The 15,303-nt window shown below is 46.1% G+C and carries 6 protein-coding genes; all 6 read left to right on the top strand.

Features of this window, described 5'->3' with window-relative positions; translation table 11 throughout:
• The first annotated feature begins 1 nt into the window (after position 1).
• The 6 genes from AC0MXB_RS07745 to AC0MXB_RS07720 all read left to right on the top strand — a co-directional run bounded on the left by AC0MXB_RS07745 (position 2) and on the right by AC0MXB_RS07720 (position 15,300).
• Entirely contained in the window at positions 2-3,076 is a 3,075-nt protein-coding gene (locus AC0MXB_RS07745) for a beta strand repeat-containing protein (RefSeq protein WP_474039082.1), read from the top strand.
• A 147-nt stretch (positions 3,077-3,223) separates the two neighbouring features.
• Positions 3,224-6,268 (top strand): beta strand repeat-containing protein, encoded by a 3,045-nt coding sequence (locus AC0MXB_RS07740; RefSeq protein WP_474039081.1) that lies wholly within the window; start codon positions 3,224-3,226, stop codon positions 6,266-6,268.
• 147 nt (positions 6,269-6,415) lie between these two features.
• Positions 6,416-9,502: a calcium-binding protein gene (locus tag AC0MXB_RS07735; protein ID WP_474039080.1), complete on the top strand. Its 3,087-nt coding sequence runs from the start codon at positions 6,416-6,418 to the stop codon at positions 9,500-9,502.
• 152 nt (positions 9,503-9,654) lie between these two features.
• Positions 9,655-11,781 (top strand): peptidase domain-containing ABC transporter, encoded by a 2,127-nt coding sequence (locus tag AC0MXB_RS07730; protein WP_474039079.1) that lies wholly within the window; start codon positions 9,655-9,657, stop codon positions 11,779-11,781.
• A gap of 1 nt (position 11,782) precedes the next feature.
• Positions 11,783-13,150, top strand: a complete 1,368-nt coding sequence (locus tag AC0MXB_RS07725; protein WP_474039078.1) for an HlyD family type I secretion periplasmic adaptor subunit — start codon at positions 11,783-11,785, stop codon at positions 13,148-13,150.
• Between the two features lie 2 nt (positions 13,151-13,152).
• The gene (locus AC0MXB_RS07720; RefSeq protein ID WP_474039077.1) at positions 13,153-15,300 is read left to right on the top strand and encodes a peptidase domain-containing ABC transporter; all 2,148 of its coding nucleotides are present in this window, start codon (positions 13,153-13,155) and stop codon (positions 15,298-15,300) included.
• Positions 15,301-15,303 lie beyond the last annotated feature (3 nt).

The raw sequence follows: 15,303 nt of genomic DNA, 5'->3' as shown, positions 1-15,303 counted from the left end.
AATGGCTAATATTGATGTAACGAAGAGTGTATATACGGCAACTCTGCCAGGGGGAACTTATACTTATAATTTTAGGAATGCACCAGCAGGAGCTACGGTTGCCATGCAAGAGTCTATTTATCTAACCAACGGCGGCGATACCTTTTATGTTACCAATTCAGGTGGTCTTTCGGGACGAACGCTCACTGTCTACGGTGGTGCTGGCAATGACTACTTTAGAGAATTTTACATAGATAATTACTCGACGTTGATTATTTATGGCGGCGATGGCGCTGATACCTTGGTTTCAAGCGCTTCGCTTTCAGGACAGACAATTGGCGATACCTTGGTGGGCGGTCTTGGCAATGATTTATATATACTGGCGGCTGGGAACGTTGCTGACCGAGCCGGCAGAGACAAGATTATCATAAATGCCGGTGATGGCAATGATACGATAGGTGGTACAATAGCTGTTGCCCCAGATGGGGGTATTCCAAGTAATGTCATTCAAATCAATGTAAAGGCTGAGGATCTTACTTATTCGTCAAATGGCGAGGACCTCATTATTCATGTCGGGGCTACGGGTCAGACCGTAGCGCTTGCCGGTATCGCGAGATACGAATATCTCGCTGCTAAATCGTTTAATTTGTCAACCCTTAATGACGCGACGGGAACAGCTTTAAGCGGTTACGTAGCCGTCAATGATGATGGCACTAGAATGTTGCAGAATATAATAGATGGCTATATTAATGTAGGTCTCAGGCAAAATACGTTATTAGACTTGGCCAATCCGAGCAGTGCAACGAAGGTCATCGCTGGTGATATTAACTCTGACAATAATACGTTGATCAATAAAGCGCCTGCTGATGGACAGTCCATCAATTTGTCAGGATCGATCTTTAGCGGCTTTGAAAATATTACTGATAACAGCGGGCATAAAGGCAACTATCTGCGCGGCGACAGCGGCAATAACTTGATACAAGTTACTGGCGCTACTTCCGGCGATCAGCTATGGGGCGGTGCTGGCGATGATACCTTAGATGCGAGCGTGGCGGCTGTTGTTGGTTCCACGACCTATTGGTTCGGCTCCGGCGATGGCCACGATGTTATTAACTATAAAGTAAATGGCAACGATGTGGTCTATCTTTATGATGCCACGGCGGATAATGTGACCTACATCAGATCAGGTACTTCCGGAACTGATTTGCTGATTACAGTTGGCGCGACGGGAGCTAGTGTGACGATTACCAACTATTTTAATCGTGCTACAGATGCTGCTGGTAAAACGGGTGCGCCCAAAATTAAATTAGCGAATGGGGCTATCGTGTCGCCGCTTTTGCCAAGTAGCGGCGGCAATAATGTGATTGCTTATGATCCGAAAGTCGCCACAGGTCTGATCAGTGCCTCCGGCACGAATAACACGGTGAATGCTAACAGCGCTGGCCAGTCTGTTACGATTAATCTTTATGATACGACGCAATTTAGCGGAATTCAAAATATTCTTGGCAGTGGCAGTGGTTCAGGTAGAGATTACCTACGTGGCGACAGTCAGGATAATATTATTATTGCTATGGGGCCTGCCGATCTCTGGGGAGGCATTGGCGGTAATGATACATTAACTGCAGGGGGAGGTCCTGTACGGATTTGGTTTGGCCGCGGCGATGGTCAGGATTCGGCGGCGACGGCAACGATTCCTAATTGGGGGTCTGTTACGCCTGCATTAAATTCTCTTGACACGATTAATCTCTATAATGTCAATCGAAGTGATGTACAAGTCACGACAAAGTATGGCAATGTACTGGTAACCTTTGCTGGCGATACGACAGATTCTTTGAATCTGGGGTCTTTAAGTAGCTGGAGGGGTCATGGCCTTGGCCCTGTGTTTACGACTGTCGATGGCAAGAGCTTTCATGTGATTGCAGATGATGGTACTTCTGGCACTTCTGGCGGCGCCAATTACAGCGCGGACAATATTTATATTGCCCAGGATCGTGCCGCTGCCACAGTTGCTGGCAGTGCTGCAGCCACAATTAATCTCTTTGATACGGCACACTTTATGGGCGTAAACAATGCTACTGGCGGCGGGAACGGCTATGTGCGTGGCAATAGCTCTGATAATATACTAACCGCAGCTGCTGGCGATCAACTTTGGGGCGCTGCTGGCAATGATACGTTACTTGGTGGCGGTTTTGCTAGTGAAACGTTCTGGTTTGGTACTGGCGATGGGCAGGATGTAATTAGTGGCATTGCGGCCACAGACACAGTCAATCTATATAACTGGAATGCTAGTGACTTGCAGTATGCCGTTGATAGCAATGGGTATCTGACGATTACTGCCAAGGGCAATAGTGCCGATAGCCTTTATATTAAGGATACGAACTATTCCGCTCTGACGTTAGAGGACAAGAATGGTAACTTTTTCGGCATTACAGCAGTTGATCCTGTGACTAGCAGTGTAAATGTTGCTGGTCTAAAAGCGGGAACTCTGGTTTTTAGCGAACAAGCTAGTGGCAATGATACAGTAGTTGGCTATGATAATGCCTTGCAGCTTGGCAAGATCGATCTGACTGGCAGCGGCAATACGGTGTCTACGGTAGGTACTGGCGCTCTTGTTTCAACGACGATCAATCTTTATGATACGACGGTGTTTAGCGGCGTGCAGAATGCAATTGGCAATGGCCATGATTATCTCCGCGGTACCTCTGGCGATAATGTGCTAAAGGCAGGTGGCGCCAGTGATCAGCTTTGGGGTGCAGCAGGCAATGATACTTTAATGGGAATGAATGATGGGACTCCGGCGACGGCCGCAGGCAACTCTGATGTATACTGGTTCGGCAAAAATGACGGCAATGACAAAGTATTCTTCTCTGGCGTGACCGATTCGGTCATGCTTTATGACAGCGGCCTCACGGCCTCGGCTATCGGCGTGTCGTTTGCTTCCGGCAATTTGAACTTAAATGTAGGCGGCGCCAATCTGACGCTGATGAACTGGAATGATACGACAAGTGTGAATAGCTTTGTCATTGGCGGCAATGTGTATAAAGTGCAAAGTAGTGCAACGTCATCTGGCGTGACCTATAGTCTGGTACAAAAATAGGCATAAGACGCTTTAATAGCATAAGACCTTTTTTTAAGATGGTGCAATCTTGCGGGATTGCACTTTTTTATAAATAGGAATAATTTCTCATTCACGTAAAAACTAAAAGGATTATAATGGAAGGGGAGCAAAGGAGGAATTCGGAAAATGGCAAATATTGATGTGACTAAGAGCATATATATGGCGTCTCTGCCGGGGGGAACCTATACTTATGATATTGCGACTGCACCAGCAGGAGCTACGGCTGCCATGCAAGAGTCTATTTATCTAACCAACGGCAGCGATACTTTTATTGACAATAATACGGCGAATGCTTCTGCCCATACGTTGATTGTTTATGGCGGCACTGGCAATGACTGGCTTACAGAAACTACTGCGACGGGAGCTAATACGCCAGGGATTATTATGTATGGCGGTGATGGCGCCGATACGCTTGACGTGTATCATGAGGATCTTTTGAAACCCATCGCGGATACTCTCGTGGGCGGTGCTGGAAATGATGTATTTTACTTGGCAAATGGGAGAATAGCTGATCAAGCACGTAGGGATAAAATCATCATTAATGCTGGTGATGGCAATGATACTATTGTCGCTTGGACTATCGATTCTAATGGGCTACTAATCGACGGGATACTACAATTTAACACGAGTGTTGCAGATTTGAGTTACTCATCGAATGGTAATGATTTGATTATCCATGTGGGGAGTACTGGTCAGACTGTAACTATTGCTGGTGCGGGAGGGTTGCTTGGTCACATCAATGATCTCAATTTATCTTCCATTACAGATGCGAATGGTTCTCTTTTAAATGGCCGCGTGTATTTTAATGACGATCATACGCTTGGAAATGTACATGATGGTTATATCAATACCGGGTTTAGGCAGGATACTTATTTTGATTTAGCCAATCCGAGCAGTGCAACGAAGGTCATCGCTGGTGATATTAACTCTGACAATAATACTTTAATTAACGGAGCGCCTGCTGATGGACAGTCCATCAATTTGTCAGGTTCGATTTTTAGCGGCTTTGAAAATATTACCGATAACAGCGGGCATAAAGGCAACTATCTGCGCGGCGACAGCGGTGATAACTTGATACAAGTTACTGGCGCTACTTCCGGCGATCAATTGTGGGGCGGTGCTGGCAATGATACCTTAGATGCGAGTGGGGCGGCTGTTGTTGGTTCCACGACCTATTGGTTCGGCTCCGGCGATGGCCATGATGTTATCAACTATAAGGTAAATGGCAACGATGTGGTCTATCTTTATGATGCCACGGCGGATAATGTGACCTACACCAGATCAGGTACTTCCGGAACTGATTTGCTGATTACAGTTGGCGCGACGGGAGCCAGTGTGACGATTACCAACTATTTTAATCGTGCTACAGATGCTGCTGGTAAAACTGGCGCACCCCAAATTAAATTAGCGAATGGGGCTATCGTGTCGCCGCTTTTGCCAAGTAGCGGCGGCAATAATGTGATTGCTTATGATCCGAGAGTTGCCACAGGTCTGATCAGTGCTTCCGGCACGAATAACACGGTGAATGCTATAAGTGCCAATCAAACAGTTACGATTAATCTTTATGATACGACGCAGTTTAGCGGAATTCAAAATATTATTGGCAATTTTCTTATATCTGGCGGTGGCGGTTATTTGCGCGGTGACAGTCAGGATAATGCGATTGTTGCAATGGGCAATACGAATCTTTGGGGCGGTGTTGGCGGCAATGATACTTTAGTAGTTGACATGGGGAGTAACCGGATCTGGTTTGGCCGCGGCGATGGTCAAGATTCGGTTGCGGCAGCAACGTTTCCTAATGGCTTTTCAGCTCGTTCTGTTTTACATTCTACTGATACGATCAATCTCTATAATGTCAATCGAAGTGATGTACAAGTCACGACCAAGGACGGCAATCTACTGGTAACCTTTGCTGGCGATACGCCAGATTCTTTGAATCTGGGGTCTTTAAGTGATTGGAGAGGTTATGGCCTCGGCCCTGTGTTTACGACTGCCGATGGTAGGAGCTTTCATGTGATTGCAGATGATGGTACTTCTGGTACTTCTGGCGGCGCCAATTATAGTGCAGACAGTATTTACATTGCCCACGATAGCGCTAATGCTTTTGTGGCTGGCAGTGCTGCAGCAACAATCAATCTCTTTGATACGACTCGTTTTATGGGCGTGAATAATGCTACTGGCGGCGGGGAGGGGTATGTGCGTGGCAATAGCAATGATAATATCTTAATAGCAAATCCCGGCGATCAACTTTGGGGCGCAGCTGGCAATGATACGTTATTTAGTTCAACTGGTTCTACTACTTTCTGGTTTGGCTCCGGTGACGGCCAGGATGTGATTGATCAGTTTTTGTCTAGTGATACAGTGAATCTATATAACTGGAACGCCAGTGATTTAAACGCTGCTATTGATGGTAGCGGTTATTTGACGGTTACTGCTAAGGGCAATATTTCCGACAGCCTTTATATTAAGGACACGCATTATTCTCACTTAACTTTTGAAGACAAGAATGGCGCTTTCTTTGGCATTGCAGCAGTTGATCCTGTGACGAGCAGTGTAAATGCTGCTTTTCTAAAAGCGGGAACTCTGGTTTTTAGCGAACAAGCTAGTGGCAATGATACAGTAGTTGGCTATGACAATGCGCTGCAACTGGGGCAAATCAATTTGATTGGCAGTGGCAATGAGGTCGAAGCTGGTAGCGGATCTAATTCAACAACGATTAATCTCTATGATACGACGCAGTTTGTTGGCGTACAGAATGCGCGAGGCGATGGCCATGATTATCTCCGCGGTACCTCTGGCGATAATGTGCTAAAGGCAGGCGGCGCGAGCGATCAGCTTTGGGGCGCGGCAGGAAATGATACTTTAATGGGCGTTGGCGGCATTGGCAACTCTGATGTATACTGGTTCGGTAAAAATGACGGCAATGATAAAGTCTTTTTCTCAGGCGCGACAGATTCGGTCATGCTCTATGATAGCGGTCTTATGGCGTCGTCTGTTGGCGTATCGTTTGCTTCCGGCAATTTGAACTTAAATGTAGGCGGCGCCAATTTGACGCTGATGAACTGGAATGATACGACAAGTGTGAATAGCTTTGTCATTGGCGGCAATGTGTATAAGGTGCAGAGTAGTGCGACGTCATCTGGCGTGACCTATAGTCTGGTACAAAAATAGGCATAAGACGCTTTAATAGCATAAGACCTTTTTTTAAGATGGTGCAATCTTGCGGGATTGCACTTTTTTATAAATAGGAATAATTTCTCATTCACGTAAAAACTAAAAGGATTATAATGGAAGGGAAGCAAAGGAGGAATTCGGAAAATGGCAAATATTGATGTGACTAAGAGCATATATATGGCGTCTCTGCCGGGGGGAACCTATACTTATGATATTGCGACTGCACCAGCAGGAGCTACGGCTGCCATGGAGGAGACAATTTATCTGACCAACGGCGGTGATACCTTTATTGATCATAATACAGCCGCTGCTTCGGGTCATATGCTGACTGTCTATGGCGGGACTGGTAATGACTTGTTGAAAGAAACTACCACGACGGCAGCTAATAAGCCTGGACTTGTTCTATATGGCGGCGAGGGCAATGACACGATTGACGTGTCATCTGTGATTTATTCAAAACCAGTTGCGGATACTTTAGTGGGCGGCGCCGGCAATGATGTATTTTACTTGAACGGGATGAACGAAGTTGACGCGGCTCGTAGAGATAGAATCATCATTAGTGCTGGCGATGGCAATGATACCATTACAGGTTGGTATATTTATAATGGTTTACTTGTAGATGGGATACTGCAATTTAACACGAATGTTGCTGATCTCACCTATTCTTCGAATGGCAATGATATAATCATTCATGCGGGGACTAATGCGGGGCAGTCCATAGATATATACAACCTAGCAGGGGCACTTAGCGTGGCCCATCTTTACTTCGATTTGTCTTCTCTAGCAGATTCGAATGGTTCTACGTTAAGCGGTCGATTGTATTTTAATGATGATGTCACAGCGGGGAATGTACATGATGGTTATATCAACGTGGGAACGAAGCAAAATACTTTGTTCGATCTGGCCAATCCGAGCAGTACGACGCAGGTCATTGCCAAGGATGATGATGGCTCAGGTCCTAATACTTTAATTAATGCAGCGCATGCTAATGGTCAGTCCATTAATTTGACAGGCCCGATCTTTAGCGGCTTTGAAAATATTACTGATCAAAGTGGTTATAACAGTAACTATTTACGGGGCGACAGCGGCGATAACTTGATACAAGTTACTGGCGCTACTTCCGGCGATCAGCTGTGGGGCGGTGCTGGCAATGATACCTTAGATGCGAGCGGAGCTACTGTAATTGGCTCCACGACCTATTGGTTTGGTTCCGCTGACGGCAATGATTTTGTTAATTATAAAGTGAATGGCGGCGATGTGGTCTATCTTTATGATGCGACGGCTGATAATGTGACCTATGCAAGGGCTGGCGCTTCGGGGACTGACTTGATGATTACTGTCGGTACAACGGGAGCTAGTGTGACGATTAAAGACTATTTTAATAGTGCTACAGACCCTTCCGGTAAAACTGGCGCACCTAAAATTAAATTAGCGAATGGAACCATTGTAGCGCCTATTGTGACAAATCCCAGTGGCAATAATATGATTCCTTATGATCCGACAGTCGCCACAGGCATTGTCAGTGTTTCCGGCACCAATAATACGGTGAATGCTATAGGTGTCGGTCAGTCTGTTACGATCAATCTTTATGATACGACCCAGTTTAGCGGGATTCAAAATATTATTGGCAGTAATAATGCGAGCGGCGGCGGTGGCTATTTGCGTGGCGATAGTCAGGATAATGTGATTGTTGCACTGGGGAATACCAATCTCTGGGGAGGGATTGGCGGCAATGATACGTTATCTGTAACGAATGGCTATAATAAGATATGGTTTGGCCGCGGCGATGGTCAGGATTCGGTTACTAATGTGAGCATTAGCGGGGCGGTAATGCCCTATAATTTGCGGACTGATGATACGATTAATCTATATAACGTGAATCAGAGTGATGTGCAGGTAACGACAAAGGACGGTAATTTATTTGTAACCTTTGCTGGAGATACGACAGATTCTTTGAATCTAGGGTCTTTGAGTTATTGGCATATGTATAATCCCGGTCCGGTGTTTATGACTGCTGATGGTAAGAAATTCAATGTGATAAATAATGATGCGCTTACTGGCGCTTCCAGCGGCGCAAATTATAGTCCGGACAATATTTACATTGCCGAAAATAATGCAACAACTACAATTGTTGGTAGTGCGGCAGCTACGATCAATCTCTTTGAGACAGCTCACTTTATTGGCGTGAACAATGCTACAGGCGGCGGCAACGGTTATGTGCGCGGCAATAACGGTAATAATATTTTAACGGCAGCAGCTGGCGATCAGCTCTGGGGCTCGACTGGTGATGATACGCTGCGTGATGGTGCGATAGGTCTAAGTAATGCCGTTACTTTCTGGTTTGGCTCCGGCGATGGTCATGATGTGATTGATCAGCTTGGTGTAAGTTTGAATGATACGGTAAATCTATATAATTGGGATGCCCGCGATCTTGAATATACTGTTGACAGCAATAATTATCTGACGATCACAACGAAGGGCAATAGTGTCGATAGTCTTTATATTAAAGATCATGCTTATGCTAATTTAACTTTTAAAGATGAAGGTGGCAATAACACCCACGTTTCAGTGATTGATCCTGTGACTAGACAAGCCGTTGCTGTATCATTAAAAGCAGGTAGTGTTATTATTAGCGGACAAGCCAGCGGCAATGATACAGTACTTGCCTATGACAATGCGCTGCAACTGGGGCAAATCAATTTGATTGGCAGTGGCAATGAGGTCGAAGCTGGTAGCGGATCTAATTCAACAACGATTAATCTCTATGATACGACGCAGTTTGTTGGCGTACAGAATGCGCGAGGCGATGGCCATGATTATCTGCGCGGTACCTCTGGCGACAATGTGCTAAAGGCAGGTGGCGCCAGTGATCAGCTTTGGGGTGCAGCAGGCAATGATACCTTAATGGGAATGAATGATGGGAGCGCTTTTGGTATAGCAGCCGGCAACTCTGATGTATACTGGTTCGGTAAAAATGACGGCAATGATAAAGTCTTTTTCTCAGGCGCGACAGATTCGGTCATGCTCTATGATAGCGGTCTTATGGCGTCGTCTGTTGGCGTATCGTTTGCTTCCGGCAATTTGAACTTAAATGTAGGCGGCGCCAATTTGACGCTGATGAACTGGAATGATACGACAAGTGTGAATAGCTTTGTCATTAGCGGCAATGTGTATAAGGTGCAGAGTAGTGCGATGTCATCTGGCGTGACCTATAGTCTGGTTCAAAAATAAGTTTTTCTATATAATTACTGTCTGTTTACAAGATGGCACAGCAAAAACTGGGCCATCTTTTTTTGACACTTTGGTTGGATTCGTTGACCATCCTGCCGCTTTCTGTCATAATAGTAAAAGAGTTTGAATCGAAGATAAAATGAGGTACAAGCATGTCTGAACAAGAAATGAATGCAAAAGCGCGGGAAGAAACGGCTTTTGCCTGTATGGTAATGGTACTGAATCATTTGGGCCAGGCAGTGACAATAGAGGAAATTAAGCAGGGCTTTTCGGGGACACTATCTTTGGAAAATCTGGCACCTCTTGTAAAACGCTATAAATTTAATAGTCGCGTAGCTGCCGTGAAATTGGAAGATCTTCCGAAAACGCCAGTTCCGGCCATTGCCCAAATGAAAGACGGACGTTATGTCATGGTCGGCTGGAATAATGAACAAAATGTATTTTTATCCGATCCAGCTGTAGGAAAACCTTATGCAATGCCAGTGGAAGAGTTTGGCGCTCAGTGGACTGGTAAGCTGCTTCTGTTTACGCAGCCTTTTGATTGGCGGCGGATTGTTCATAAATACAATCTGGCCTGGTTCTATCAGATTATCCTTCATTATAAGCGCTACTTTATCGAAGTAGTAGCGGCTTCTTTTTTTCTGCAGTTATTTGGTTTGATGATGCCGCTCTTTACGCAGGTTATCATTGATAAGGTCTTAGGTAGCGGCGGTCTATCAACGCTTGACGTACTGGCTATTGTCCTGGTAGGTCTTAGTGGTTTTCAATGTATCTTAAATGTTTTGCGAACCTATCTCTTAACCCATACGACGAATAAGCTTGATGTGATTTTAGGGTCAAGGTTATTTCGTCATTTATCAGCATTACCGCTGCCGTATTTTGAGCATCGACGCGTCGGCGATACGATGATGCGTGTTGGCTCGTTGGCTAGTATCCGCGAGTTTTTGACAGGCACAGCCATTACCGTGGTGCTTGATGTTTTTTTCTCAGTCGTCTTTATTGCGGTCATGTTTACCTTTAGTGTGAAGCTGACATGGTTGGCGCTAGCGGTGATTCCCTTATATATTATATTGAATCTATGGGCAACGCCGATTTTCCAAAAGCGCATTGAAGCTGTTTGGGAGGCTGGCGCGGAAAACAATGCCTTTTTAGTCGAAGCCGTTACTGGGATGCAAACTGTAAAAGCTTTGGCTTTAGAGCCACAGTTCGTGCATCGTTGGGAGCAACTTCTCGCTCGGTATGTTGGACGAACCTTCCATAGTGCGAAGCTGGGCATTGGCGTTAATAGCGGCGCTTCGGTGCTGCAGGTATTGTCCTCGATTAGCATTTTGTGGATGGGCGGCCACATGGTTATGGATGGCACGATGACTCTTGGTCAGCTTATTGCTTTTCAAATGTTGGCGAATCAGGCCAATTCACCGATTTTGACGCTGGTTGGGATGTGGCAGCATTTTCAACAGTCTGCTTTGGCGCTCGAACGGATCGGCGATATTTTAAATACGCGAGCCGAACCGGTTCTTGCGGCTGCTGCTCCTAATGCTCCGGCTTTGCAGGGCGATGTGGCTTTTGAAAAAGTGTCCTTTCGCTATCGCCTTGATCTGCCGCCAGTGCTGCAGGATATTTCTTTTCATGCGCCGCCGGGATCACGGGTTGGCATCGTCGGTCGGTCTGGTTCTGGTAAGAGTACTTTAACAAAGCTCATTCAGTTCTTATATGCGCCGGAAAATGGCCGGGTGTTAATTGACGGGCATGATATTACGCAAGTGCCGCCGCATTGGCTGCGTAGTCAAATCGGCGTAGTTTTACAGGAAAATTACCTGTTTAACTCTAGTGTGCGAGATAACATTGCCTTAAGCCGTCCGAGCGCGTCTATGGCTGAAGTTATTCAAGTTGCGAAGGTCGCTGGCGCTCATGAATTTATTTTGGAATTGCCAGAAGGGTATGATACAAAAGTAGGTGAGCGGGGAACAGCTCTTTCTGGCGGACAGCGCCAGCGGGTAGCTATTGCCAGAGCGCTCCTTACGAATCCTCGAATTTTGATTTTTGATGAAGCGACAAGTGCGCTTGACTATGAGTCCGAGCGGATTATTATGGAGAATTTGGATCAAATTTGTGCCGGACGGACACTCTTTATGATCGCCCATCGCTTATCAACCGTACAAAGCTGCAATGCTATTGCTGTGATTGATCATGGTCGCATGGTAGAGGCGGGAACGCATGAACAGTTGATGGCTGCTCAGGGATTATACCATTACTTATATTTACAACAAGAGGGATAATATGATCGAAAATATGAAAAAGTGGTTTACATCCAGCGACGAAAAACAATTGAGCAGCACGGAAACCGAGTTTTTGCCGGCCGTGCTGGAAGTGACGGAAACACCGCCGTCGCCGGTTGGTCGTGTTGTGATGATTTCTATTATGGTGTTATTAGCTGTAGGGTTATTATGGTCGTTCCTCGGTCATGTCGATGAAATGGCTGTAGCCAACGGCAAGATTATACCAATCGGCCAGGTTAAAACGATTCAGGCCGAAGATAAAGGTGTTGTGAAAGAGATTCATGTCAAGGAAGGTCAGACCGTTAAGAAGGGCGATGTGCTCATTGATCTTGACCGTACGATTTCCGAGGCCGATCTTGCTAATATTCGTAAGCAAATTGCCTTTTTCAATCTCGAAATTGCTCGGTTGACAGCGCAAAAGACTGGTCAGCCCTTCGTGGTTCAGCCGAATCCTGATTTGGATCCGAAGGATTTAGCAGCGCAACAAGCGCTGTATCAGAGCTGGCTGGTTGAGCGGCAGACTCATTTAGCTGCTTCACAGTCGAATATTGAACAAAGCGCCGCCTCCGTGGCCGCAGCTCGCGCCATGCGCGATCAATATGATCAGCAACTGCAAATTGCGAGAGAGCAGGAAGTAAGAACAGAAGCGCTCTATCGACAAAATGCCGTTTCTTATTTTCAGTATTTAGAGTATCGGGCAAAGCGGATGCAGCTCGAACAGTCCATTGTTGTGCAGACCGGTGAAATTGCCAAGAATCAAGCAGCCTTGGAAGTGAGCCGTAATAGCTCGGCGAATGCGTCGGCTACTTATGATAAGGAAGCTGATACGAAGCTAACAGAAGATCGTAAACAGCTACTGCAATATACAGAAGAACTGAAAAAAGCCGATGAAAAAAATCGTCTGGCCCATATTGTTGCCCCGGTTGACGGGCGCGTTGGCCAGCTTGCTGTACATACTGTCGGCGGCGTAGTTACAGCGGCACAGCCTTTAATGATTATTGTGCCTGATGATGCTACACTGGCGGTAGAAGCTTGGGTTGCAAATAAGGATATTGGGTTCATCAAGGTAGGTCAGGAAGCTGAAGTGAAAGTAGATACCTTTAACTTCCAAAAATATGGCACGCTCCAAGGCGTTGTCAGTGACATCAGTCCTGATGCGATTAGTGATGAACGTGATAAGGAACGAGATCAAAAGTATCGTGTTCTTTTGACGTTAGACAAAGATAAAGTGCTGGTCAGTGATGAAAAGGTTCCACTTGGACCGGGCATGGCTGTAGCAGCAGAAATTAAGATTCGCCAGAAACGGATTATTGAGTTTTTCTTAGATCCGTTCCGCAAGTATCAGAGTGAAGCTTTGAGGGAGAGATAATCGTGGTGGCACAACAACAGCAACAAACACAGCGCCGCATTGACACAGCCCTCGAATCTTTGGTAATTGCGGCAAAAATTCTGGGCGTAGCGGCAGAGAAAGAGCAGCTAGCCCGCGCTTATGTCGTATCAGCCAGCGGGATGGATATGGTGACGCTGCTGCGAGCGGCGAAGGATTTAAGTCTTAAAGCGCGCGAACTGCAACTAGACCGGACCGTCTTTCCGAAACTGCCCCTTCCCGCCATTGTCGAGTTGACTAATGGGCAGTATGCTGTGGCGATTCAAACTGACGGCGAGAAAGTCGTTATTGCTGATCCTTGTCAGCCGCAGCCTTTTGTCGTTTCTATCGAAAAGTTTTACTCGGTTTGGACTGGCAAGATTGTTCTTTTAGCCAAACGCTTTGCCTTGAAGGAAAAGGTGCGAAGTTTCGGTATTTCTTGGTTCTTACCTGTCGTGATGCGTTACAAGCGCTTTTTTGCTCAGGTTCTTGTCTTGTCTTTTTTGCTGCAGCTTTTTGGCTTGGCAAGTCCCTTATTTACGCAGGTGATTATCGACAAGGTGCTAGTTCATCATAGCTCCAATACGCTTGACGTATTGCTGCTTGGTATGTTCTTTGTCAGTTTCTTTCAATCCTGGATGACAGCACTGCGGTCCTATCTGTTTACTCATACGACAAATAAAATTGATGTCACTCTAGGCAGTCAGCTTTTTCGCCAAATCAGCGCTTTATCGATTAAATATTTTGATTCCTGGCAGGTCGGTGATATTGTATCGCGTGTAAAAGAGCTTGATACGATTCGCCAGTTTATTACCGGTACGGCCTTGACGCTAGTGCTTGATATTATTTTTGCCGTCGTTTATGTAGCGGTCATGGTTTCGTATAGTGGTATCTTAAGTATTGTGACCTTTGTGACGGTCTTTTTATACATTTTATTGAGCGTGTTAGTGACGCCAGTCCTTCGATCCCGCTTGAACCGTCAGTTCTTGGCGGGCGCTGAAAATCAATCTTTTTTGATTGAGGCGGTCACAGGCATTAATACCGTGAAATCCCAGGCTGTAGAAAAAGAATTTATTGATAAATATGAAGGCCTTTTGGCGCGTTATGCGAAAACGGCTTTTGCGGCGATCAATGTGGGTAATATTGCCGGGAATATTGGTTCGTTGTTGCAGAATCTCTTTACAATTACGATTCTCTGGGTTGGCGCTCACGCCGTTATGGAAAATAAACTATCTATTGGCGAATTGATTGCTTTTCAGATGATGGCTGGACAAGTGATTGCCCCCATGCTGCGACTCGTCAATATGTGGCAACAGTTTCAGCAGACCATGGTCTCGGTGGATCGTTTGGGCGATATTATGAATGAAACGCCGGAACCGGCTTTCAACCCAGCTAGGACGACATTACCAGCTATTGCTGGTGAAATCGTACTGGATCGCGTAACCTTCCGGTATCGGTCTGACGGCAGTGAAACGCTGCGTCAGGTAGAAATGAAGATTCAACCAGGGATGCGTGTTGGGATTGTCGGCCGTTCCGGCTCTGGTAAGAGTACTTTAACGAAACTCATTCAAAGGCTGTATATTCCCGAAGCGGGTCGGGTTCTCATTGACGGCGTTGACCTAGTGCAGGTAGAGCCTGCCTGGCTGCGTCGCCAGATTGGCGTAGTGTTGCAGGAGAATTTTCTCTTTGGCGGCACCATTCAGGAAAATATTGCTGTAGCTGATCCCAATGCAACAATGGAAGATGTGGTTCGTGTGGCTACGGTGGCTGGCGCTCATGAATTTATTCAGGAATTAGCGCAAGGCTATGATACGCCAGTTGGTGAACGCGGCGCGTTGTTATCAGGCGGACAGCGGCAGCGGATTGCTATCGCTAGAGCGCTCTTGACCAATCCGAAAATCTTGATTTTTGATGAAGCCACTAGTGCTCTTGACTATGAATCAGAACGGATTATTATGGAAAATCTTGATGAGATGGCGGCAGGTCGGACCACGATTCTGATTGCTCATCGTTTATCTACAGTGAGACGCTGTGATGTGATCTTTGTGATGGATAAAGGTCGGATTGTAGAATCCGGCAGTCATACAGAGCTTTTAGCTCAAGCTGGTGAATACGCCAAGCTTTATGAGCAGCAAAATAAGCAGCAGGCTTAAGCG

Source organism: Pelorhabdus sp. sgz311001, assembly GCF_055901755.1.
This window is presented reverse-complemented; position numbering and strand designations above follow the sequence as displayed.

Bases quoted from the DNA above. Each gene is read 5' to 3' on its own strand.
- AC0MXB_RS07730 (WP_474039079.1), top strand. From the start codon at position 9,655: ATGTCTGAACAAGAAATGAATGCAAAAGCGCGGGAAGAAACGGCTTTT.
- AC0MXB_RS07740 (WP_474039081.1), top strand. From the start codon at position 3,224: ATGGCAAATATTGATGTGACTAAGAGCATATATATGGCGTCTCTGCCG.
- AC0MXB_RS07725 (WP_474039078.1), top strand. From the start codon at position 11,783: ATGATCGAAAATATGAAAAAGTGGTTTACATCCAGCGACGAAAAACAA.
- AC0MXB_RS07735 (WP_474039080.1), top strand. From the start codon at position 6,416: ATGGCAAATATTGATGTGACTAAGAGCATATATATGGCGTCTCTGCCG.
- AC0MXB_RS07745 (WP_474039082.1), top strand. From the start codon at position 2: ATGGCTAATATTGATGTAACGAAGAGTGTATATACGGCAACTCTGCCA.